Consider the following 25,742-nt stretch of genomic DNA (forward strand, 5'->3'; position numbering starts at 1 on the left):
GCACCTCATTTTGTATAATGTAAAGAAATAAATACTTTTCTCTAAAAATTCAATTGAATAGAATCCAGCATGTTCTCTTCTTCCTCATTGCTCCCGCTCAATTCGATTTGTTCGATTAGAATGCTTGGTTGTTCCAGAATCACGGATAGAATGTGTAAGTAGTCGTTTGATAAAGCCTCAATTCTGCTTTTCTTAAACAGTTTTTTCGAATATTCAAACAGGCCGTGATAGTTGTCTTGGTCTGCCTGAATCGACAAGGTTAAATCGAATTTGGCAACCGGATGATGAAACTGATACGGCTTGAGTTCAAGAGAATCGAATGTCAATTCAGCGTGATCGAGATTTTGCAGCACAAACATCGTATCGAACAAAGGATTGCGGCTTGGATCTTTCGAAAGCTGTAAATCCTGAATCAATTCTTCCAACGGATAGTCTTGATTTTTATAGGCATTCAGCATGTTTTCCTTTACTTCGTTTAAGTAGGCATCAAATGTTTTACGGCCCGCCGGGTGATTGCGGATGACTAACGTATTGACGAACATTCCAACGACCGCCTCCACATCCAAATGAGTCCGCCCGGCAGATGGCGTTCCGACGACAATATCCTCTTGTCCGCTGTATTTGGACAAAAGAACCGTATAGGCGGCCAATAAAATCATATACAGTGTTGCTCCTGTGTTTTCTTCCATTTGTCTTAAGCGCTGTTTCAAGTGTTCCGGTATAACAAATTCAAAGGATTCGCCTTCGTAATCGCGTATGGCAGGCCGTTCGTAATCCGCAGGCATATCCAGTACAGGAATATCATCGCGAAACTGATCGACCCAGTACGCCTCCTGGCTCTTGATACTCCGTTTCTGAATGTCCGATTGCTGCCAAACTGCATAGTCTTTATATTGAACAGGAAGCGGATCGAGTTCGTATCCCTCGTAGAGCCGGCTTAAATCTTTCATCAGAATATTGACGGACACGCCGTCAGAAATGATATGGTGCATATCAACCACAAGCACATGTCGCGAAGGCTCTAGTTCAATCAGTCCGGCCCGCATCAGCGGCGGCTTAGCTAAATCAAACGATTGGATGAAATCAAGCACACGAGCTTCCGCTTCTTCTTCGCTTGCTTGAATTTGTTCTATTGTAAATTCGACGGTCTGATGGATACGCTGTGCCGGTTCGCCTTCATATAATTCAAAGCTGGTCCGCAAAGCTTCATGGCGCTCGATTAATTTTTGGAAAGCGGCGTTTAACCGGGCGGGATCGACCGTCCCTTCCACGCTCATGGCACCCGTCATATTGTAAGTCAGCTCGCCGCCTTCTGCGTGACTTAACAAATACATCCGCCTCTGAGCAGAAGAAACCGGATAATAGGGCATTTCTTTTGCGGCCGGGATCGGTGCATATCGATTTTTTTCCATGTGTAACGCCTTGTCAGCCAATTGTTCAATGGTAGGAAACTTGAATATGTCTTTGAGAGACAGATTCACATCCAGCTCTTTGTGAATTCTGGCGGCTAAGGCCGCCGCGCGAATGGAGTTTCCTCCAAGATCAAAGAAATTATGTTTGATCCCCGCATGGCTTATTCCGAGTACTTCCTTCCATAAATCTGTCAGTTTGGACTCCACCTCATTGCCCGGCGGAACATATTCAGCTGTCTGCTGCAGACTCGCTTCGGGCGCGGGCAATACTTTACGGTTTATTTTCCCGTTGGATGTTAAGGGCATATGCTCAAGGCGGACAAAATAGGAAGGAACCATGTAGTTCGGAAGCTCCAATGACAATTGTTCCCTAAGCTGGGCAGCAGGTATAGATTTTTCACTTACGTAATACGCGCACAATTGTTTTAAGCCGTCTTCTTCTTCCCTGACTGTAACGGCGGCCTTTTGCACCGCTTCCACGTTATGCAACGCTGCCTCGATTTCACCCAGTTCGATTCGGTGTCCCCTGATTTTGACTTGTTCATCGATACGGCCCACATATACGAGATTTCCATCTCTCAATCGCTTAGCCAAGTCTCCTGACTTGTACATCTTCGCTCCCGGGATATACGGATTTTCAACGAACTTCTCTGCCGTCAAATCCGGGCGGTTCCAATACCCTCTGGCAACACCGGGTCCGCTGATATACATTTCGCCGATTACCCCGATCGGAACCAGATTTTTGTTTGCATCCGCCACATAAATGTCCGTGTTGGCAGCCGGAGTGCCGATCGGCACAAATTCCCGCTTGTCCCGTTTTGCGTCGTAACGGTAAATCATACAGCCGACGACAGTTTCCGTCGGTCCGTATTCATTGAAAATGTCCAGCCGTCCTTTAAACTGTTCGCTGACACTTTTGGCCAACCGGGTGCTTAAATTTTCTCCGCCCACAATCATTTTTCGTATGGCGGTGCCATCGGCTACATTCATTTCCTTCAGTACATGCAAATGTGCCGGTGTTAATTTGATTATATCTATTCTTGAGTCCCGCATAATCGCAGAAAGCACTTCACTTTTGTCTTCTCCATCGTAGATAATGATGGTATTTCCCGTAACCAGCGGTGTAAATATTGAAGTCACTGTTAGATCGAAAGAGATGGAAGAGTATAATGGGAAGTTGGTTTTCTCGCCCCTCACATAAACCTCTTTCGCCCACCAAATATAATTGGCCAGTCCCTGATGCTCAATGAGCACACCTTTCGGATTGCCCGTGGAACCCGAGGTATAGATCATGTAGGCTAAATCATGCGTATTGCTGAACAAGTCAAGATTTGAGCGGTCCTCATGATAAGAGTTTTCCGCATCCAAAAGCACAACGTCACCATCATACGGTAATTGATCCAGCAGGCGGCGCTGTGTCAACACAATCTCCGTTCTTGAATCACTCAGCATATATTGGATCCGATCCTCCGGATATTGAGGGTCAATGGGCACGTATGCGCCGCCGGATTTCAGAACAGCCAAAATACCAACAATCAGCTCGATGCAGTGTGGAGAGATAATGGCAACGAATTGGTCCGCTTGTACGCCTTTTGTCCGTAACGTTCGCGCCAATTGGTTCGCCCGTTCATTGAGCTGTCTGTACGTATACCGCTCATTGCCAAAAATAACGGCATCATGATCAGGCCGCTGATCCGCCTGCACTTCAAACCATCGGGAAACCATTTCGTTATGCGGATACGGTGTCTTTGTGTCATTAAACTCCGTGAGCAATTGCTGAAGTTCGGTTTCAGACAGCATGGGAATGGAGGACAACATCATCTCCGGCTGTTTTGCAAGGCTGTTCAAAATGCTGGTATAGTGTCTCGTGATCTGTTCAATGGTGTCTTTTTCAAACTGTCCCGGCTTAAAATCAAAATGCAACTCTATCTGTTGCCCGGCATCTTCGACCGTCAGCATCAAATCATATAAAGAGACTCCGGGGTTTCGCTCTCTTACCTTAAACGTACATTCATTGTGCCGGATTTCATGAAATTCAATATTTTGAAACACAAACATCGTGTTAAACAGTGATTTTCCTGTTGTTTCCCGCTGCACTTTTAATTTCTCCACAAGCTTGTCGAATGGATAGTCTTGGTTTTCGAAAGCATTAAGCGTTTGCCGCTTTACTTCTTCCAAATAATCCGTAAACGTTCTATTGGCGCGCGGCTTCGTCCGGATTCCGACCGTTTGAATGAAAATACCGATGATATTTTCAATATCCGGATGATTTCTTCCTGAAGCAGGCGTGCCTACGACCATGTCTTCTTGTCCTGTATATTTGTGAAGCAGCACTTTGTAGGCGGCCAGCAGCACCGTATAAAGAGTGGTTTCCGTCTTTTTCGCCAGATCTTGCAGCGAACGGATGACATCCGGCTGTAGGGAGCACGTCACGCGCTGTCCCTCGGAAGACCGTTCCGCCGCTTTTGAACCGTCTGTCGGCAGTTGAAGGACCGGAATTTCGTCTTCAAATTGTTCCAGCCAATATGTCTCCTGCTGCTTCATGGCATCCTCATTCAGCCATTGGTTTTGCCATTCTGTGAAATCTTTATATTCAAATTCAATGTCCGGTAATGGTTTCCGGTGATATAAAGCCAGCAATTCATTTGTAAGTATGTTGATGGAGTAACCGTCCGAAATGATATGATGCATATCGATGAGCAGCTCAGCCTGTTCGTTATCAATCTTGATCAGCTCCGCGCGAACCAAAGGAGCTTGTTCCAAGCGGAACGGTTTTACAAACCGGTCTGCATAGGTGTCAAATTCGTCCCGGCTCATCGTTCGGACATGAACGTTAAAATCAACTTCGTTTTCAAGTTTCTGGACGATTTCGCCATCTATAATGTCAAAATACGTGCGAAACGCTTCATGCCGCTGCATGACTTGCTGAAGAGAAGAAATCAGGGCTTGCTCATCGTACTGCCCTATAATTGATATTTGCCCAAACATATTTTGAGCCAGTTGATCCGGCTCTATTTGGTGCAGGAAATATACCCTTTGCTGCGCCGATGATGTCGGGTAATACGCTTTTTTCTCAGCAGCCTTCATCGGGAGGTGCATGACTTTCTTTTCATTCTCAATGAAACGCGCTAATTCCTTAACAGTCTGGTGATTGAAAAATTGTCCGATAGAAACTTTTTGGTGAAATGTCTTCTGAACTTTGGAAAGCATAAGCGTCGCTTGGAGTGAGTTTCCGCCCAGATCCAGAAAGCGGTCTGATCTGCCAACCCGCTCAAGGCCGAAAAGTTCCTCCCAAATCTGAGCCAGCTGCCGCTCTGTTTCATTTGCCGGCGCCTCGTAGGCGTCAGAAAAGTTAGCCGTCTTGCTTACGATTGAAGAGACCCGCTGCTGGTGATCGGCATACAGTTCTTGTAAAACATGCTCTTCTTCATTGGAAAACATCATCATGGCGTCAAGAGGAACTGAACCTCCCTCAACCATTTTTTGCAGCAATTTCGTAAAGCCTGCTCCCCACTTTTTCATGATTTCCGGACTGATAACATTCGTATTAAAGTCAAAATCAAGAACATATTCTTGATTTGCGTCTGTTATGTTAAGAAATAAATCGTACAGCATGCATTTCACCGGGTATGCAATGGGCTCCGCCTCCGCCTTTCCAAAATGCAGCTTTCGAAAAGGTCTGTCCAAATTAAAGATAATACGCATATCCGGCACTTGATCGTGCGGAAGCTGTCTGGCTACCAGTGTTATCGGAACGGCTTGATGGCGCATTGCGTGATCCACGCTTTCTTTCATACTGCCAAGATAACCGGATAAAGTGCTTTCCGAAGAAGACGTGTTTTTCACGGGAATCATATTGACGCAATTTCCAATCAGATCATGCTGTTTCATATGCGATTGACCTGCAGCGGGGATCCCGATCACAAGGCCTGACTGTTTGGTAAGCCGGTGCAGAAAAAGATGAAATGCACCCAGCATCGTCACAAATACGCTATTTTTCATCTGAATGCTTAATGACCTTAAAGCCTCGCTCAATGGCCGTCCAAGCCTGACGGTACAACGTTCTCCCTCATATCCGTTCGGATAACGGGCAGAAGCGGCGCTCGGCAGGACTGCCTGCTGTATCGGTTCAGAGAAATGATCCCGCCAATAACGGACTCCTTCTTCATAATGTCCGCTATCAATTTGCGCCTGCTGCCAGTCTAAATACTGTCGAAACGAAGCAGGCGCTTCTTTTGGCAGAAACGATTGTCCTTGTACAATTGCCGTATAGTTGCTCTCCAGCTCTTGAACAAAAACGGCGATTGACCATCCATCGGCAATGATATGATGGAACGTGAGCACAATCAGATGTTCATCTTGAGCCGATGTAAGTACATGGATTCTAAACAAGGGCTTTTGTTCATGAAAATGAAATGGCCGCTTGGCATCTTCTGTCAGCCATTTCTGAATTTCCGATTCCCGTTTCTCATCTGGGTGACCGGTAAAGTCAATGACAGGAATTTCCATATTCATCCGTTCCTGCACTTGCTGTACCTCGTCATCGACATGAATCACCGTACGTAAAGCCTCGTGGCGGTCGACGATATGCTGCACGGCTTGTGTTAAGGGCGGATGCTGCAGTTCACCCTTCACTTTTAGCATAATGGACTGGTTTAAAGCTGCAGAAGCCTCGTTCCCATAATGGGATGCCATAACCAATTGTTTTTGTTCAGGTGAAAGCTCGTAATTCCCGGATTCTTTATGGCCGCCGTCGTCAGGGGAATCCGGGCCTTCCGGGATAAATCCGCCTCGGCGAAGATCCTTCACCGTATCTTTAACGGCTTGAATGATATGTTCAATATCATCCGCGCTATGTGCCGTAGACAAGAAGCAGTTTCGGCCTTCCCATACATAGACTCCTTTATAATTGAGATGGTAAAAGAACAAGTCGTTATCAAGTGATGAGACAAACCGGAACAAGGAACCGAATTGAACCATGCGGATAGGCACTTGTGATTGTTCAAAGTAGCGATTTAACTGATCGACCAGGGAGGCTGTTTTTTGATTCAGCTGCTCATACAGGTGTTCTCCCTCGGTTTGTAAATGGCGAAGCACGGCTAACGACATTCTCATGGTAAGCGGGTGAGTATTGAAGGTGCCGGCCACAAATGTGCGTTTCGCCTCGTCTTGTGGATAGGAGTCGTCTCCATATTGCCAGGTTCCCCCGTCGATCGCATTCATGAACTCAGCTTTTCCGGCAACTATTCCTAACGGCTGCCCGCCGCCGATGATTTTCCCGTAGGTCACTAAATCCGCTTGAATGCCGAACCATTCCTGGGCGCCTCCGAGACCGATCCGAAATCCGGTAATGATTTCATCCATAATCAGGGCTGTACCGGATTGCTGCGTGATCGCCCGCAGTTCTTTCAAAAATGCTTCTGGCTGCAAATCCGGTCTGCGGCTTTGTACAGGTTCCACCAATACGGCTGCCAATTCATCTCCAAGACTGCGAATTACATCGAGCGAATCGGGATTGTTGTAATGCAAAATAATCAAATCATCCATAAAGCTCTGCAGTATGCCCGGAGCAAGCGGATTCGCAGACGCAGCCCCGCCTTTTGTACTGGCCAATCCTAATACGCCGTCAAACGTGCCGTGATAAGAGCCTGAGAACGCCACAACTTTCTTTCTTCCTGTTGCCGCTCTTGCCAAACGAAGGGCAACCATGACGGCTTCTGTTCCTGAATTATAGAAAGCGACCCTTTCTACTCCGGTACATGTGCGGATTCGATCGGCAACTTCACCGGCGACGTCCGACATTGGGCCGAGCGGAGGCAATGATGAACGGATTGAATCATCGATAACTTGTGTAATAAAGGACGGATGATGGCCGAAAAGGTTAACCCCGAATCCCATGGTGATATCGATATATTCGTTTCCGTCAATATCCCACATCTTGGAACCGTCAGAACGTTCGGCAATAATCGGGTACACGATTTCCTTCCAATATGAACGGAAACTGGACAAGTTGCGGTTATTTGCATGAGCAAATCGGGTTTTGTCCGTATATTGTTTGGAACCTTTCGTTTTGTCTGCGTATTTCCCGATGAAATCTGCTAAGTATTGTCTTTGCTGTGCGGTATAGTGTCCCTGTTCATGCAAGTTCTGAGGCTGAAAAGGAACATAGGGCTTCGCATCTTGAGCCAATTTCTTTTCTGCAGTGACGGTCGGATTCCCCTGCTTGACAGAAGGAATTGATTTTTCCTGCGCTTTAGCGTATTCTTTCACATTGGAATGTCCGCTGTTTCTCAGCAAATTAAAGCTATTTAATTGAGCTTGCAAGGTATCCTGAATTAATTGATTCTGAGAAGCGATTATTTTTTCAAGCATATGCCCTTGATGCTCTTCTCTGTGACTAGATTCAGGCTGTGCTTCCGAAATGGACAGTTTTTCCTGCGCCGGAACATTCTCTTGAGGCGGGGCGGATTCAAAGGACGATGGTGCGGTCTCAGCCAAGTAATCTATGACACTTTGAAGGTTGTTCATCGTATCAAAAAAACGATCCATCGGGATGTCTACACCAAATTCGTCAGCAATGGCTTTTTTGACCTGTGACAGCATAATGGAATCCATTCCGAGCCCGATAAAATGAGCATTCAGATCAAGCTCATCCGCTCTGATTCCCGAAGCATTGCCGATTACAGTTTTCAGGAAGGATTCAATATGCGCCTTCGTTTGATTCATATTCAATGCCGCTTCTCCTCTCTCTTCGCCCTTGTTTAAGCGCAAATGGTCCGCTTCAGCCCAGCAGCGGTTCCGTTCAAACGGATACAGGGGCAATGGCGTTTTTTGTACAGTTTCACCGGCATAAAGCGTGCGCCAGTCTATAACGGCTCCTTGCACAAATAATTCGGCGGCGCGATTCAGCCATGTGATTCGTTCATCATGCGTGCGGATTCGCTGCTCAATCAGATTAGCGGCTTGTTTATTCAGCTCTTCTTTATGGACAGGCTGCATTTCCTTCAAGTTCTTATACCCCATGTGTACCCCGGGAAGATGACCGTCTCCCTGAACCACGGAGGCCAGCTTGTCACGTAATTCTTGCTTATTGGATACAATTAATGCAATACCATGATCCAAATGAGCTCTTCCCGTACTGGCTGTATAGCAAATGGACTTCAATGAAGCTTGGCTGTCATCCGATGCATATTGCCGATACTGCTGTGCGAGTTCATAGAGTGAATGTTTAGTATGGGCGGATAAAACAAATAGGTGCGGCTCATTTTCATTCTCGGGTGCATACTCACTTTGAGAGGTGTATTCTTCCAACACCACATGAGCATTCGTTCCGCTGAAACCGAACGAGCTGATTCCGCCTCGCAGCGGCTCGTCACCAGGTGTGAACTCCGCAACTTCCTGATTTATATAAAACGGTGAAGAGTGAAAATGAATGAGCGGATTAGGCTCCTTAAAGTGCGCTAACGGCGGGTTTTTTTTGTGATTCAGCATGAGGACAGATTTGATCAGCCCAACGATGCCTGCCGCTTCGAACAAATGGCCAATGTTCGACTTAACAGAACCAATCGCGCAAAATTGTTTTTTTGCCGTATACTTTTCAAACGCTTTACAAAGCCCGTTAAATTCAACAGGATCGCCAAGCTTGGTTCCGGTGCCATGCGCTTCGATGAAAGACAGCGTTTCAGGATCGATTCCCGCGTCTTTCCAGGCCGTCTCAATAACCTCAGTCTGAGCTGCCGGGTTCGGTGCGGTAATCCCGGCGGTTGTTCCGTCTTGATTCATCGCGCTTCCTTTGATCACGCCGTAAATATGATCTCCGTCGCGAACCGCATCCTGCAAAGGTTTTAACAGGACTGCCGCCGCGCCTTCGCCTGAGCCCGTGCCGTCTGAATCTTTGCTGAACGTTTTAGTGTACCCATCCGAAGATTCCATATCAAGCCCGATACGCAACGGCAAGAGCGATGTCCGGATACCTCCGGCAAGAGCCATTTCACACTCGTCAGAAATTAAAGATTTGCATGCCATATGAACGGCAGCAAGCGATGAAGAACAAGCTGTATCCACTGTGACCGCCGGCCCTTTTAAATTTAAGAAATAAGCGATTCGGCTGGCTAACACGGAAGGAAGATTGCCTACAATATATTGATGAAGTTCCTCCGGATAATTCGCAGAAAGGAGGCGCTCATAATCGTAGCCTACCTTCGAGTACCCTGCATATACCCCGACCCGACTCCCGTTCATACTGTCGCCGGCATAGCCCGCATCTTCAATCGCATGCCATGCAGACTGCAAAAACAGTCTTTGATTGGGATCCATAAACTGAGCCGTTTTAGGAGCTAAACCAAAGAACGAATAATCAAAGCGGTCGATTTCATCTAAATAGCCGCCCTTCACAAACTGATTTCCATTGAATTCACTTTGGATGGACTTTAAATAATCCGCCGCATCTTTCAGCCGGGATGCAGGGAATTCTCGAATGCCGTTCTCTCCCTTTTCAAGCAGATCCCAAAAATCACTTTTAGTCGATGCTCCTGGGACATTGAGCGACATCCCGATAATGGCGATATCTTTCGGCGTCACATGGCTTGGTTTCGCTGTCACGTCATGCTTGATTTCAGCCCGGCTTTCAGACAGATATGCAGCTAAATCAGTGATAGAAGGATAGGTAAAGAGATCTGAAACGGCAAGCTCGCGTCCAAATTTCTGTTCTACGCGCTCGGCAATCTGCGATAACTGCAATGAATTTGCCCCCATATCAAAATAACTATCAGTGAGGTGAACCTTTTTTCCATCGAGCACGTGGGAAAAGATAGATAGCAATTCCGTTTCTATCTCATGAATGGGAGTCTGTCCGGATTTCTCCGGGCTGCTCTCCAGAAATTGATTGATGGCGGCAGACTCTATTGAAAAATTCCCTGCCTCATACTGTCTGGCAAGTTCATAGCGCTTAACCTTTCCACTGGTAGTCTTAGGGAGTTTTCGGATCGGAAGGACTTCTTTTATGCTCCAGCCGCCCCGCTTGTACAAATGCTTTTTAATCTCTTTGACTAGCGGCGCGAATTTTTCTGGTGATTTTTTGAAAACAACAAAGAGCACGATGTCTCCGCTTCGCGTTTTTTGATCATATACACCGCAGGCGGCAACCCTTCCTAAGTCAACCTCTTCCATTTCAATCGCGACCCGTTCAATATCGTGCGGGTAGACATTTTTTCCGTTCACAAATATAATGTCCTTTTCTCTTCCGGTTACGACTAAGTTACCATTTTCACTAATGAATCCGAGGTCTCCTGTTTTTATCCAGCCGTCAGAAGTTAGTGCTTTGTCCGTACTTTCGGGGTTGTTATAATACCCTTGCGTCACATTGTCTCCTTTGATCTCGATATGACCGATGATTCCGTCTGCTACTCGTTCATTTGCTCCGTCGGAGATTCGAATCTGGCAATAGTCTATGGGTTGTCCCACTTCGACGAATGAGGCGCAATTTTGATCCTCTTTGCTGACGTTTACAGCTCTTTCACCGAGGTTTAAATAGTCGCGATGCAGATAAACGGGAACGAATTCTTCCTCTGGTTTAGAGGACGCTGCGCCAACCGAAGCTTCCGCTAAACCGTAAACATTCAAAATGGCGGATCTTTTCATATTGAATGCTGCGCATCTGGTCAAAAATTCGTCACAGAGCTCCGGCAATATCGGTTCTGCACCGTTTGCGATGACTCTGATGTGGGATAAATCCCAGTCTGGTTCGTTTTTCAGAAATTTAAGGAAGTAGTTGTATCCGAAATTAGGAGAGGATAGAATGCTAGCTTTGTGTTCATGGGCTTTTTTCATCCAAAGAATAGGTCTGCGAATAAATAATTCTGTAGGCATCAGATGTTGGTTGATTCCGACTAAGAAGGGAACAAGGTGGTAGGCGATGAGCCCCATATCATGCGTTAAAGGCATCCAGGATAAGAAAGAGTCTTTCGAGTCAATGGACAGGACATTCCGAATGGCGCACGTGTTATGTATTAAGTTGTGATGCGTTAACATGACTCCTTTTGGATCTCCTGTCGATCCTGAAGAAAATTGGATAAAAGCCAGTTCATCCGCATCAGGTTCATATAACGAAGCGGGGTAATCGTAGGTTTGATCTTGAATGATGTCAGATTTCCCGTTTAATTGCTGATGGAAATCATGTAAATCGTGTTCTTCAGCGTATTTCTTTATTTTGTTCAATACTTTTTCAGAGGCAATCAAATACGGGTGATTTAATATATTCCAAATGCGCCAGACCTTCAGCTTATGGTCATCATCTTCTCCGATACTGATCGGTACCGGGATCATTCCTCCTAATAAACAAGCCCAAAAAGCAACGACAAATGATTTGTTTTCTTGGATTTGAAATACAATTTCCTGCTTCGGCTGAATGCCGATATGCTGTAAATAGCCAAGATACCCTTGCGCCTCATCAAACAATTGGCGGTAAGAGACAACAGTCTCGTTTTTATCGGATTCGATAAAACGGATCCCGCGATCTGAAATATTGCTTCTTTCCCGAATGACATCGACTAAGGTTTGGAATTGACTGGTATACATAGGTACCCTCCTGGGCGCTTTATTTTAAAATCCGTAATTGTTCCCAAGCCGGAAGCTGTTTAGCCTTGCAAATTAATTTGCATAAATGGATCGAATGTTCGAGTTCTTGTTCTGAAAGCTCATCTCCATGTCTTTCCATTCTCTCCTTCAGCTCATGGATTTGCGTAAATAATGGGGTCGTCATGTTGGAATAAGCCAATGAATCCTTGTTGTAATTTCGCGCAATGACGGTTTGAATCATCAATTTATTCAGTTGTTTTTTGCGTAAACGGACAACAAGTTTATTTCTTACCGCTGAATTGGAAAGCTGGTGAATATCAGATGTCTGTCCTAAAGGATAAGGTGCAATGTGATTCGTTATTTTTTTCAGCAGACCGGATAAGACATTGTTCGGCCCCATTTCGATGACTTCCGTGACTCCTTGTAGAAGCAAGTAATGTATTGATTCCGCCCATCTAACCGGCATCGTCATGTGCTGCTTGAGATGTTCGTTGATCGAATTTCCGCTGCTGTATGGGTGTGCGGTGACATTCGAAATGATCGGCCATGCGGCATCCCGGAAGGAATACTGGTGTAATACAGTCTGGAATTGTTCGGATGCTGATCGTATCATCGAACTGTGAAAAGGCGCACTGACATTCAAATAAGTATATTTAGCCCCCTTTTCCTCCGCCATCCTGATGACACGTTCCACAGCTTCTCTATGTCCGGAAACCACATGCTGCTGGTCTGAATTCATGCAGGCGACATCTGCCGGACATTCTTCCGTCGACACTTTTGAACATATTTCTTGCAATGTTTGAAGAGAAAGCTGAGTCACGGCGGCCATCGTCCCCTGCTGCTGAGGGTCCGCATTTTGCATAAGAATTCCCCGCTGTCTTACAAGTGTAACGGCATCATGAAAAGAAAGGGCGCCCGCACAGACAAGCGCTGAGTATTCTCCTAAGCTATGACCTGCAAGAAAGCGAGGCTTAATCCCTATTTCCTGCATATACACTTGAAAAGCAATCACACTGACCGTTAAAATAGCGGGCTGTGCATTCATTGTCTTTGTCAATTCATTCATATCACCGTTAAAACACAGTTTTTTTATATCAAAGGAGATCGCATCGCTCGCTTCTTCAAATAACCTCTTTGCGAGCACAAAATCATTCCAAAAAGGTTTGCCCATTCCTACAAATTGAGACCCTTGTCCAGGAAATAAAAAGGCAAGATTGTTCATGAGCTTCCTCCGATCACATTGAAGATGGATACAATTTTATACAAAATATCCCTATATCTAACATCCTAGCATGATTATAATAAATGTGTATAGAATACTTTTGGAGGAGTTATTGTTCGATTTTACAAAGGGCCTGGATACATTTATTCATGAAATATAAGCGTGGGCTGACACTGAAAAATCAGTCTTAAAGAGAGATGATAAAAGCCGGGATGGAAGTCTGTTACCGACTCTTCTTCACTTAGATAGCGCCCTTGATGTTCATTGTTTTAGGGCTATTGACATAATTGTGTCGGAAATTACATATTTTCTTTTTTATTGTAAATGTTAATTTGTATATTTGTGAAGGATTGTAAATTGATTGTGGCTGATTATAGATGTTGCGCGCGGAACTTCTCAATCTATTGAATTTTGACAACTTCTTCTGCTGATTCTTTTTTCCATTGTTCTCTTCTTTGTAAGACACTTCTTTATCATTCCGCATTCCCCTTTCGAAATCCGTCATATTTTGTCATCTTTCTGTGAACAAAGTTTTCAGGCACAATAAAACAGCCGCGTTCAGAGCGGCTGTTTTTTTCAAGAGCATAAGAACTATTGAGCAGTATTCCCGCCGTCCATGACCTGTGGCGCCTTTTGCTTTGTCGCTGCTCAAGCAGCGATCTCTTTCTCCTTCCCTGACAGCAGATGTTTTTGGGGAACGACCTGGAAGATGACGTCCTCTCCCATCTTGAAAAAAATGATTAAAAGTTAACACTTATACAGAACATTAAAATTCCTAGCAAAATGTTAACTTAATGAATCTGCAAGGCCTCATTACTTTTTCATGTTTTGTTCATATTTTATTAATTGTTTATTCAACACTGTCCGCTAAAGTAATCCATATCAACAAATATGACAGCCATATGCATCTTTTATGAAGGGAGGTCAAAACTGAGTGCCGTTATGCTGAAAGAAAAAATAAAGACATTAGGCCGTTTTTGTACCGTGGGCGTCGGCAATACGCTGATAGATTTTGGTGTCTTCTTTCTTCTCACCGCTTGTCATGTCCCTTATCTGCCGGCACAGATCTGCTCCTATTCGGCAGGTATCATCAATAGCTATGTGTGGAACCGGAATTGGACGTTTCGTGTAAAACGTAAGGCTGACGGAAAAGAGATCGTGCGCTTTCTCATGATTAATATTGCAGCGTCGGGGATCACCCTTTTGCTGCTTTATTTGTTTCAAAAAGGCGGCTGTTCGCTTTTGGTGAGTAAGCTCGCCGCCACTATCGGCGGAATGATGATGAATTTTATCGGAAACCGAGTCTGGGTATTTGGAGATTCGCTGAAAAACATACAGGATCAGGAGTGAAGATGAATGAGAAAAAAAGTGAGAAAAGCGGTCATTCCCGCAGCGGGTTTAGGAACGAGATTTCTGCCGGCGACAAAGGCGCAGCCGAAAGAAATGCTCCCGATCGTCGACAAACCAGCCATTCAATACATTGTAGAAGAGGCCGTAGAGTCAGGAATTGAAGATATACTGATTATTACAGGGAGAAACAAACGCTCGATTGAAGATCATTTTGACCGGTCGGCGGAATTGGAATTCAATCTGCGGGAAAAAGGCAAGACGGAGACGCTTAAGGAAATGCAGCAGATTGCTGATTTGGCCAACATACATTATATCCGCCAGAAAGAACCGCTCGGCTTAGGTCATGCGGTGCTGTGTGCGGAGCATTTTATCGGAGATGAGCCTTTTGCCGTTCTATTAGGTGATGATATTATGGTGTCTGAAAAGCCGGCTCTTCGGCAATTAATGGATGTATATGCCGCTTATGGCACAGAGGTTGTCGGCGTACAGCCTGTTCTCCCTGAGGATGTCAGCAAATATGGCATTATTCAGACATCAGGCTCTCAAGGCCATGTGTATGAAGTGAACGATTTAGTTGAAAAGCCGTCTCCGGAAGAAGCCCCTTCCGAAATTGCAGTGATGGGACGATATGTACTGAATCCTTCTATCTTCCCTATTTTGAAGTCGATCGGGAGAGGCGCAGGCAATGAGATTCAATTAACAGATGCACTTCGTGAGGTTTGCCGTACCCAGCCTATTCATGCGCGGCTTCTGGAAGGAAAACGATATGACATTGGCGATAAATTGGGCTGTTTTAAAGCAAGCACTGAAATCGGCTTAATGCGTCCTGAAATGAGATCTCAGCTTTTAGCTTATTTAGAAGAAGTGCTCAAACGGGAAACAAAAGAAGTGCTGCGATAAAAAAATTTGTAACCATCTTGCTCGTCAATCAGTCATATAATAGTGAAAAAGATAAGGACAGGTTGTGAAGAATGTGGGCAGTTTGATAAGCGAAATTTTAACTTGGCTGACGAATATGGGATATGCGGGCATTGCAATTGGGTTGATGATCGAAATCATACCGAGTGAAATTGTATTGGCCTATGGCGGCTATATGGTATCGGAAGGCACGATTGGATTTATCGGCGCCATCATTGCGGGGGTTATCGGGGGCACCATTGCCCAGATCTTTATTTATTGGATCGGACGCTATGGCGGCAGGCCGTTTTTGGACAAATACGGGAAGTACTTATTGATTAAAAAGCATCACATTGACATGTCAGAAAACTGGTTTCAAAAGTATGGTACGGGAGTTGTCTTCTCGGCACGTTTTATACCGGTTGTCAGACATGCGATATCAATTCCCGCAGGCATTGCAAAAATGCCGTTTCTCAAATTTGTGGTACTGACTGTACTTGCTATCATTCCGTGGTCTATCCTGTTTGTTTATTTAGGCATTCGGCTCGGAAGCCAGTGGGATGACGTTGAGAACATTGCAGGCACTTATACAACACCGATTATGATACTGGCTATAGTGGTCATTGCACTTTATTTTGTCATAAAAAAACGCACAGCCATTTTTAAACGATAGCTTATGGATATGCATAGGGAGGACTCTCCCCTATGCATATTTTTTGTTATTTTCGATGATGATTTGAAAGCTTCATATGTTCCGCTAAAAATGCGACAAACACTTCATCCCGTACAAGAGATGCCGCGTAATTCCTTTTAATAAACCATTCTGCTTCCTCAAAAGCCGCGAAGGTTTCGTCCTGTGTCTCCCCGTTAATTTGAATGTTCCATGCGTTGTCCAAAGGAAACAGGAAGAATCTCATTTGTTCGCGATTTTCGTATAATGAGCCGTTTGCCGACCCTTTCAGATTATAGAAATTACGGAATGCATCTGGGCGGACCGGTTCCATTCGGAATGCTTCAGCTACAAACAAATCGTATACTTCGTCCGTTATGGAACAGCCTGAAGCCTTCGCATGCCCCCCGCCTCCGTACCGGCCTGCTACTTCTGAAACATCAATGTAATCATGAATGGTACGCAAGCTGGCTCGTTTTGATCCCATGCTTAAAATGGCAATGTAATCAAGATGCGGATTGTCTTTTCCGAGTCTGTTTCCGAGTTCAGAATGGTACGATTCTGCGTGAACGATACCTACACAGTGTTCGTGAACAAAGGTTTGCACCATTTCTCTTTTTTTCCTGCGAAGGTAGCGCTCGATTTTCTCTTCTTCTAAATCAAGCAGTTTCACTTCAAATTCATCAAAGAAGAATTCGTCATGGGCAGAAAGCCGCTGAATCATTTTTTGTTCAAATTCATCGATTGAAAGCAAAAAGAAAAGGTCATTGAGCCGCTTTGCCTGTTTTTGATCGTACTGCTCCCATTCCCAAGTGTCGTATTGGCGGATGAGCTCTGTAAATTGATCTAAGGCGTTTGTCGGCTTCATCAGATCATTTTGGACAAAATAGTCGTATAAAAGAGATGTGGCCGATGCAAGACGTCCGTCATCGTATTCCACCTGGACAAATCCCCACTCATGCTCATTCAAATGAAGGGCTGTTTTATGGTGGTCAATCAGTTTCACTTTTCCGCCCGCATGGACATACTCGTTCAGCCTCTTTTCATTTTCTTCATTGACAGCCAGATCCGTAATAAATAAGGCATCGTGTCTGCTGCTCTCTTTTGCTTTTTCTAAGAAGTATTGGACTTGAGCATTTAAGCCGTTGACAGAGTTATAACGGACCTCAACTTCTTTCCCGAAAGCCAATTTCGCAACGATCCCGCACCCTACTCCGTCCAAGTCGTTATGTGAATATAAATGGTACATAATAAAGGCCCCTTTTTATCATACTGGAGATTGCCGCTATAGATGTGCGGCAGCCTATATTTACTATTGTAAAAAACAGAGGGTTTTATGCACAGTTGATTAGTTTACATAATAAAATTATATAAAATAACAAAAGAGCGCTTATTCACGCTCCTGGTACTTCCTTTTAAACTGGATAAACCGGATGTTTTCGATTGGTGAATGTTATTTCCTTTGTCATGTACGCCATAAGCCGTTTGTGCAATTCCCCGCGCAATGAATTGGCTGGGATTACCGCGTCAATGATCATCTCTGAAGCCAAGCGGTATATATTGATGTCCTCTTTGTACTCCTCCCGTTTGCTGCTGATAAATTGAGCCCTCTCTTCTTTCGGCAGCTCGGAGATTTTTTTGGCGTAGACAGCGTTTACGGCTGCTTCAGGGCCCATTACGGCGATTTGTGCGGTTGGAAGCGCTATGCAGCAATCCGGTTCGAAAGCCGGTCCGGCCATAGCATATAACCCCGCTCCATAGGCTTTTCTGACAATTACAGAAAGCTTGGGGACGGTTGCTTCTGACATCGCTGAAATCATTTTGGCTCCATGACGGATAATTCCGGCCTGTTCTACCTTTGTGCCGATCATAAAGCCGGGAATGTCCGCTAAGAACAGCAATGGAATATGAAAGGCGTCGCATAATGTGATAAATTTAGCGGCTTTGTCCGCTGAATCGTGGAATAAGACACCGCCTTTTACTTTTGGCTGATTCGCGATAATTCCGACAGGCTGTCCGTGAATCCTTGCAAGACCTGTAATGATTTCCGGTGCGAATAAAGCTTTGATTTCAAAAAAAGAGCCTTCATCTATTACACGATCGATCAGCTCAAACATATTAAAAGGTGCATTTTGGTTTTGCGGAATAACGTCGGAAAGCGGTATCTCAAAGGGCTTTGGTGGCCGTTTTTCTTGTACAGGCGCTCTTTCTTTATAATTTGCCGGAAAGTAAGATAAATATGAGCGTGCCAAGTGAATGGCTTCTTGTTCAGTTTCTGCGAGAATATCTCCGCAGCCGGAAACTGAACAATGCATGCGGGCGCCTCCCATCTCTTCAAGTGACACCTTTTCGCCGATCACCATTTCTGCCATCCGCGGCGAGCCTAAATACATAGATGCGTTACCGTCTACCATGACGACAATATCGCAGAAGGCAGGAATATACGCACCCCCAGCTGCGGACGGGCCGAATAGAAGGCAGATTTGGGGAATGCGCCCTGACAATTTGACCTGATTGTAAAAAATTCTCCCTGCGCCTCTTCTGCCCGGAAATACATTGACCTGGTCGGTGATTCTGGCGCCTGCCGAATCGACTAAATAAATGAGCGGACAGTTTAATTTTTCTGCTGTTTCTTGTATTCTGATGATTTTTTCAACTGTTTTTGCTCCCCAGGAGCCTGCTTTCACTGTAGAATCATTTGCCATGGCGCAGACGGTTTGGCCGCCGATTTTACCGATGGCGGTTACGACTCCGTCGGCGGGAAGCCCGTCTGACATACATTCTGCAAAAAAAGCGTCCTCGAGCTCGATGTCATCGTCAAATAAAAGGGCAAGCCGCTCTCTAACAAAGAGCTTGCCTTTTTCTTGGTTGCTGCGATGATACTTCTCCGCTCCGCCTTTTTGTATTCTTTCCGCCCGTTCTGTTCGTTCTTTTTCATAATCCATAAGGCGTTCCCTCCGATCTTTATTCTCCCGTGTATACGGCACGTCTTTTTTCTTGAAAGGCTTGAAGTCCCTCTGTCCTGTCCTTTGTCGGGATCGTGTGTTCATATGCTTTTTGTTCAATTGATAATCCCGTTGCAAGGTTTGTTTCCAATCCTTTATTGATCGCGAATTTAGCCTGGCGGACGGCAATTGGTCCGTTAGCTGAAATGGCTTCTGCCAGTTCCTCTGCTTTCGCCATAAGCTCACAAGAAGCCGTAACATGCTCTACAAGGTTTATCTCTTTGGCTTCATGTGCGGTTATGCGTCTGCCTGTATAAATGAGTTCTTTTGCTTTTCCTCTGCCGATCAGACGCGGAAGTCTTTGTGTCCCTCCTGCGCCCGGGATAATGGCTAAAGCCGTTTCCGGAAGGCCTAACGTAGCGTTCTCGGCTGCTATTCGGATGTCGCATGCCAATGCCAATTCAAGCCCGCCCCCTAAAGCACTTCCGTTTATGGCTGCTATCACCGGCTGCGGCAAGGCTTCGAGTAAAGCAGCGGTTCTGTGAATGAGGGAAACACTTTTGAGAACCTGATCTTGTTTCATTTTTATTCTTTCTTTCAAGTCTGCTCCCGCACAGAATGCTTTTTCACCGGCGCCTGTCAGGATGACGCAGCGGATTTTCGTGTTGAATTCGACTTCTTGGAGAGTGGATTGCAGGTCTCTAAGCATTTCTGCCGAAAGGGCATTTGCCGCATGGGGCCTGTTAAGGGTGATGACAGTAATATGTTCTGTTTTTGCAGTGAAAAGAATAGATTCTCCCATTGGTATTTCCTTTCTTTTATAAAGATGATTTATACACCTGTAAATTTCGGCTCGGAAGATGTTTCCCGATTTTCTCCTCGATCCATTTGGCTGCTGGAAGCAACTTGGCGAGCTTTACGTTTGTTTCAATTCCCATTTGATCAAGCATGTACACCATATCTTCTGTCGCAGCATTTCCCGATGAACCTGGAGCATATGGGCAGCCGCCAAGCCCGCCCGTTGAACCGTCAAATGTGGTGATGCCCATTTGCAGAGCGGTGAGAATGTTGGCGAGAGCCGTTCCCCTTGTATCATGAAAGTGGAGGGCGAGCTGGCTTGCCGGGAATCGTTTCAAAAGCGCTTCAAGTATGATTTCAACCTGTACAGGATTTGCGGCGCCGATCGTATCTCCAAGCGATAGTTCAGAAATTCCGAAATCAAATAAAGATTCTGCAAGGCGAATCACTTGTTCGATCGGTACATGTTTTTCATACGGACAGCCGAAAACTGTGGAGAGATAGGCTCTTACTGTAAGATTTCCTTTTTTTGCGTCGTCTGTTACTTGTTTGAGAACTTGGAGAGTGTCAGCAGTGGATTTGTTGATGTTTTTTACGTTGTGTGTTTCGCTTGCGGACATAAAGACAGAAGCTTCGTCAATACCCCCTTCCAGCGCATTCTCCAGTCCCTTTTGATTAGGGACAAGTGCTGCGTACGTGACGCCTTTTACCCGGCTGATGCCTTTTGCCACATCTAGAGCATCTCGAAGCGCGGGAATCCACTTTGGATGAACGAAGGATGTTATTTCGATATAGGAGAGTCCTGTCTGGGAAAGCTGGTTGATCCAAGCGATTTTGTCTTCTGTTGCAAGCCACACCGGTTCGTTTTGCAAGCCGTCCCGCGGGCCGACTTCTCTTAACATGGCTTTTTTAGGATAGGACATGGTAAGCCTCCCCGATTATTGAGTTGGATCGTTCAGTTCGAGCAGCACATCACCTTCATTCACGAAATCACCTTCCTTTTTTTTCACTTCTTTGACTGTTCCGCTTCTCTCTGCAACAATCGGGATTTCCATTTTCATTGATTCTAAAATGGCGACTTCCTGGCCTTTTTCAATGTGGTCTCCGGCTTTGACATGCACCTTCCACAGGTTCCCTGCCATTTGAATGTGTATCGTCATGACAGCTTCCTCCTTATAAGTTGTTTTTCAAAAAATCAGTCGTGACGTCTCCTTTTTTGAATGCTTCTGATGAAGCAGCCTGTAAGAGAAGCGGAATATTCGTTTTGATGCCTTCTATCCGATAGTCACGGAGCGCCTCCTTTAGCCTCTCAATCGCTTCCTCTCTGTTTGGGCCTTTGACGATCATTTTGGCGATCATCGGATCGTAAAAAGGCGTAACTGCGCTCCCTGTTGCTACTGCACATTCGTGTCGGACTCCATATTGTTCCGGGAGAGAAAAAGCGGTGATTGTTCCCGGTGACGGATAGAAGGTTTTCGGATCTTCCGCATATATTCTGACCTCTATGGCATGCCCGTTTCGTTTTATGTCCTGCTGAGAGAATCTGAGAGTCTGTCCCTCCGCAACCCTTAATTGCTGCTCAACTAAATCTAAACCTGTAATTTCTTCAGTCACGGGATGTTCTACCTGCAATCTCGTATTCATTTCCAGAAAATAAAAGTTTTTATTCTCATCGACTAAAAATTCGATCGTTCCCGCATTGGCATAGCCGATCGCTTTGGCTGCTTTCACTGCCGTTTCTCCTATCTTCATTCTCAGCTCATCATCAACAAATGGAGATGGGGCTTCTTCAATGACCTTTTGGTGGCGTCTCTGGACAGAACAATCACGTTCAAACAGATGCACAGCATGCCCATGGTGATCTGCAAGAATTTGAATTTCGATGTGGCGGGCGTGTTCAATCACCTTTTCTATATACATGGAGCCGTCTCCGAAAAAATCTGCTGCTCGCTTTTTGTTTCCTTCATACGCCTTTATCAATGCTTCTTCGTCAGGAACGAGCTGCATTCCGATGCCTCCTCCCCCTGCTGAAGCTTTCAGCATAACGGGGTAGCCGATTTCACTCGCGGCGAGGCAGGCTGCCTGAATATCTCCAAGGGATTCGGAAACACCCGGCACTACAGGAACACCTGCCTCCTCCATTGCCTTTCGTGCTTTAATCTTACTTCCCATTTTGGCAATCACAGCGGGTGAAGGACCGATAAATACAATGTTTTCTTCTTTGCAGCGTTGCGCGAAACGGCTGTTTTCTGACAATAATCCATATCCCGGATGGATGGCGTCGGCATTTGCCTTTTTCGCCGCCTCTATGATTCTCTCAATATTTAAATAGCTCTCACTGACTCTCGATTCTCCGATATAATAAGCCTCTGTTGCTGCCTTTGTATGGAGCGCATCTCTGTCTGCTTCAGAATATACCGCTGCCGTTTTGATCCCAAGGCGGCTGCACGTACGTATGATTCTCATTGCGATTTCTCCGCGATTGGCAATCAGCACTTTTCTAAACAAATGAAATCACCCCTCATTGACTTGATGGTAAGCGAAACAGCTGAATCGTTTTTTCACGCAGCTTATATTTTTGAATTTTGCCTGAGGCCGTCATAGGATACTCGTCTGTAAAGATGAAATAGCGCGGAATTTTGTGGCGGGCGATTTTCCCTTTGCAATAGGCTTTCAGCTCTTCGGGTGAAGCTGTTTTTCCCTCTTTCAGCTTAATCCAGGCAGCTGCCTCCTCCCCGTATTTTTCGTCAGGCACACCAACTACCTGTACATCTAAAATATTAGGATGACGGTATAAAAATTCTTCTATTTCTCTCGGATAAACGTTTTCACCGCCTCTGATGAGCATGTCTTTTAATCTCCCGGTGACGCGGCAGTATCCGTCTTCATCCATCACAGCGAGATCACCGGTAAATAGCCATCCTTCTGGGTTGATTGCCTTTTGGGTAGCTTCTTCGTCTTTATAATAGCCCTTCATCACATGATAGCCGCGAGTGCAAAGCTCTCCCTGTACGCCTCTTTGAACCTCATTAAACGTGCCGGGCTCCACAATTTTCACTTCGACCTCTGGCAAGGCTCGGCCGGTTGTTTCCACTCTTCTTTGGAAGGAATCATTAGCTCTTGTTTGTGTGATCACCGGCGAAGCTTCCGTTTGTCCGTAGGCGATTGTGATGTCTGTCATGCCCATTTTTTCAATGACAGCTTTCATCACCTCACTCGGACAGGATGATCCTGCCATGATGCCTGTTCGCAAAGATGACAGATCATAAGAATCAAAATCTTGAAGATGAAGCTCCGCGATAAACATCGTCGGAACACCGTGCAGTGCTGTGCATGTCTCGTTTTCAACCGTTGTAAGGACTGTGGCAGGTTCAAATTCTACAACAGGTACCATGGCTGCTCCGACGGACACACATGCCAAAACGCCAAGCACGCAGCCGAAGCAATGGAAAAACGGAACCGGGATGCACATGCGGTCAGATGAGGTTAATTTCATACATTCAGCGATATTTGCGGCGTTGTTGATGACATTAAAATGAGTCAGCATCACTCCTTTAGGAAATCCTGTCGTTCCTGACGTGTATTGCATGTTAATGACATCATCTTTTTCAAGGCTGCTCATTCTTGCTTCCAGCTCGGCATCTGACACTGACTGTGCCAACATCTCTGTATCGTCCCAATGATACATACCAGGTAAACGTTTTTCACCGATATAAATCAATGTTTTTAAACACGGATAGCGTTCTGATTGCAGATGCCCGGGCTCTGCTTCCTTCAGCTCGGGAATTAAGCTGTTCAGGATCTCAGTATAAGAAGTGCCGCGATATGAATTCATGACGATAAGTGCATCCGCATCTGATTGTCTCAGCAAGTAATCAAGCTCTTGGGATTGGTAATTTGTATTTACGGTAACGAGCACGGCCCCGATTTTTGCGGTGGCGAATTGAGCAGCAAGCCATTCAGGTATATTCGAGGCCCATATGGCCACGTGGTCTCCCTTTCCAATCCCCATCCCCATGAGCCCTTTAGCGGTTTGGCGGCACAGCCTGTTGAATTGCACGTACGTGTAGCGAAGATTCCGGTCGGGATAGACAACCGCTTCTTGATCAGGATAGGCTGCTGCCGTTTGTTCCAGCAGCCTGCCGATTGTGCAATGGATGAGTTCGGACATGTGACGGTCCTCCTTTCACGAGATCAGAAAGCGTTTACATTTTATTTCAGAAGCTGTCTGGCGATCACGATACGCTGTATTTCTGATGTGCCTTCTCCAATTTCCATCAATTTTGCATCCCGCAGCATCCGTTCAACCGCATATTCTCTCATGTAGCCGGAACCGCCGTGAATTTGAATCGCTTGGTTGCATGCCCTTGTTGCCATTTCAGATGCAAACAGCTTGGCATAAGCCGCTTCTTTCGTAAACGGGCGCTTATGATCTTTCAGCCAGGCAGCTTTTAATACCATTTGCCGGGCCAGATCAATTTCCATCGCCATGTCGGCAAGTTTAAATTGAATCGCCTGAAAGGAAGAAATCGGCTGTCCGAACTGCTTTCGTTCTTTCGCGTATGCCAATGATGCTTCAAGTGCCGCTTGGGCGATGCCGACTGCAAGAGCGGCAATAGAAATACGTCCGCCATCTAGGGTATGAAGAAACTGTTTAAATCCTTTTGAAGGGTCGCCGAGCAGGTAACTTGCGGGTACACGGACATCTTCAAGCAAAATTTCCGCTGTATTTGATCCGCGCACGCCCATTTTATCGTACGGGCTCGTTATCGTAAGGCCGGGTGTGTCAGTCGGAACAATCAATGCGGAGATGATATTATTTCCGCTCTCATTTTTGCCTGTCACTGCTGTCACAATCACCGTACGTGCATAGCTGGCATTTGTGATCCAGCATTTTTCGCCGTTAATCACATATTCATCACCATCTATCACCGCTTTCGTTTGCGTGCCTCCTGCATCAGATCCGGCATTTGGTTCTGTCAGGCCGAATGATCCGAGTGCTTTTCCGGAAGCCAGAGGAATCAAATGCGCCCGTTTTTGTTCTTCTGTCCCGAAGTAATATAGAGGGCTTGCACCGAGTGAAACTGCAGCTGCATAGCTTAATCCTGTACTGCCGCATGCTTTGCCGATTTCTTCAACAGCTAAGGCATAGGAAATCGTATCTCCGCCTGATCCTCCATATTCCTCAGGAAAGGGGATGCCCATCAGTCCGAGATCACCCATTTTTTGAAACGTTTGTATCGGGAATTCACCCGTTTGATCTACATGTTCTGCGTGAGGAGCAATTTCTTTCTTTGCAAAATCCTTTACCATTTCACGAACCATTTGCTGTTCTTTTGTCAGCTCAAAATTCACTTGGTTTCCTCCTTCACATCTTTGTAACATCCTATTAAGTGAATTCAGGAATCATTCCCTGACAAAAGAAGTCTGAAAATTAAAACGTCAGCATTAAAATTAACCGGTGATAATAAGCATTTTCATTCGTTCGGGCTTTTGCTGATTTTAGCTTTTCGATTGGCGGACGCTGATTGTTCTTTACGTTTGCCCATGAACTGTCGCACACATGACGAACCACCTCCAGCATCAGGTTCTTTTTTGTGCGAAAATGATAATAAACCGTTCCTTGTGTAACATTTGCTTGTTCGGCAACTGATTTTAACGTCATTGTAGTTCCTTGATACTTCTTATAAATCCCCCGCTTTTTTCTGATCATCTCGATCAAAATGGCTAATCATTTTATGTACTTTCTTTTATGTTATGTTTAGGAATGATGCCGCAGTTTTCAAATACTTCGTCATGAAGTTTCCAATACAGGTAATTCAGCACCGGCAATCCGTTTCTTGTTTCATTTCATAAAAAATGCAATTTGTTGA

General features: G+C 45.4%; 14 protein-coding genes. 3 read left to right on the forward strand and 11 right to left on the reverse strand.

The window, feature by feature from the left end; all coding sequences use genetic code 11:
• Positions 1-41: 41 nt before the first annotated feature.
• Entirely contained in the window at positions 42-11,987 is an 11,946-nt protein-coding gene (locus P3L57_RS09900; RefSeq protein ID WP_069486606.1) for a non-ribosomal peptide synthetase/type I polyketide synthase, read from the reverse strand.
• A 19-nt stretch (positions 11,988-12,006) separates the two neighbouring features.
• Complete coding sequence (gene fabD / locus P3L57_RS09905) at positions 12,007-13,209, reverse strand: ACP S-malonyltransferase (RefSeq protein ID WP_059291722.1); 1,203 nt, start codon at positions 13,207-13,209, stop codon at positions 12,007-12,009.
• Between the two features lie 891 nt (positions 13,210-14,100).
• Here fabD and P3L57_RS09910 point away from each other — a divergent pair.
• From P3L57_RS09910 to uptA, 3 genes are all read left to right on the forward strand, one after another.
• Positions 14,101-14,559 (forward strand): GtrA family protein, encoded by a 459-nt coding sequence (locus P3L57_RS09910; RefSeq protein ID WP_083244472.1) that lies wholly within the window; start codon positions 14,101-14,103, stop codon positions 14,557-14,559.
• A gap of 6 nt (positions 14,560-14,565) precedes the next feature.
• The gene (gene galU / locus P3L57_RS09915) at positions 14,566-15,459 is read left to right on the forward strand and encodes a UTP--glucose-1-phosphate uridylyltransferase GalU (RefSeq protein WP_059291719.1); all 894 of its coding nucleotides are present in this window, start codon (positions 14,566-14,568) and stop codon (positions 15,457-15,459) included.
• A gap of 73 nt (positions 15,460-15,532) precedes the next feature.
• Positions 15,533-16,129, forward strand: a complete 597-nt coding sequence (gene uptA, locus P3L57_RS09920; protein WP_059291718.1) for an undecaprenyl phosphate transporter UptA — start codon at positions 15,533-15,535, stop codon at positions 16,127-16,129.
• A 46-nt stretch (positions 16,130-16,175) separates the two neighbouring features.
• Here the strand turns inward: uptA and P3L57_RS09925 are convergent, their stop codons facing one another.
• The 9 genes from P3L57_RS09925 to P3L57_RS09965 form a co-directional block, all read right to left on the reverse strand.
• Entirely contained in the window at positions 16,176-17,375 is a 1,200-nt protein-coding gene (locus tag P3L57_RS09925) for a DHH family phosphoesterase (protein ID WP_069486610.1), read from the reverse strand.
• A 166-nt stretch (positions 17,376-17,541) separates the two neighbouring features.
• Complete coding sequence (locus P3L57_RS09930; protein WP_069486611.1) at positions 17,542-19,071, reverse strand: acyl-CoA carboxylase subunit beta; 1,530 nt, start codon at positions 19,069-19,071, stop codon at positions 17,542-17,544.
• Between the two features lie 19 nt (positions 19,072-19,090).
• A complete protein-coding gene (locus P3L57_RS09935) occupies positions 19,091-19,873 on the reverse strand; it encodes an enoyl-CoA hydratase (protein WP_069486612.1) in 783 nt (260 codons plus the stop codon).
• 16 nt (positions 19,874-19,889) lie between these two features.
• Positions 19,890-20,792, reverse strand: a complete 903-nt coding sequence (gene ldeG / locus P3L57_RS09940) for a hydroxymethylglutaryl-CoA lyase (protein ID WP_069486613.1) — start codon at positions 20,790-20,792, stop codon at positions 19,890-19,892.
• Between the two features lie 15 nt (positions 20,793-20,807).
• Entirely contained in the window at positions 20,808-21,029 is a 222-nt protein-coding gene (locus tag P3L57_RS09945; RefSeq protein WP_069486614.1) for an acetyl-CoA carboxylase biotin carboxyl carrier protein subunit, read from the reverse strand.
• 13 nt (positions 21,030-21,042) lie between these two features.
• Positions 21,043-22,377, reverse strand: a complete 1,335-nt coding sequence (locus P3L57_RS09950) for an acetyl-CoA carboxylase biotin carboxylase subunit (RefSeq protein WP_069486615.1) — start codon at positions 22,375-22,377, stop codon at positions 21,043-21,045.
• 13 nt (positions 22,378-22,390) lie between these two features.
• Positions 22,391-24,040 (reverse strand): AMP-binding protein, encoded by a 1,650-nt coding sequence (locus P3L57_RS09955; RefSeq protein WP_069486616.1) that lies wholly within the window; start codon positions 24,038-24,040, stop codon positions 22,391-22,393.
• A gap of 41 nt (positions 24,041-24,081) precedes the next feature.
• Entirely contained in the window at positions 24,082-25,224 is a 1,143-nt protein-coding gene (locus P3L57_RS09960; RefSeq protein ID WP_044155696.1) for an acyl-CoA dehydrogenase family protein, read from the reverse strand.
• Between the two features lie 79 nt (positions 25,225-25,303).
• The gene (locus P3L57_RS09965; protein ID WP_063623053.1) at positions 25,304-25,534 is read right to left on the reverse strand and encodes a TetR/AcrR family transcriptional regulator; all 231 of its coding nucleotides are present in this window, start codon (positions 25,532-25,534) and stop codon (positions 25,304-25,306) included.
• Positions 25,535-25,742 lie beyond the last annotated feature (208 nt).

Source organism: Bacillus sp. B28, from assembly GCF_029536185.1.
Taxonomy (GTDB): domain Bacteria; phylum Bacillota; class Bacilli; order Bacillales; family Bacillaceae; genus Bacillus; species Bacillus halotolerans.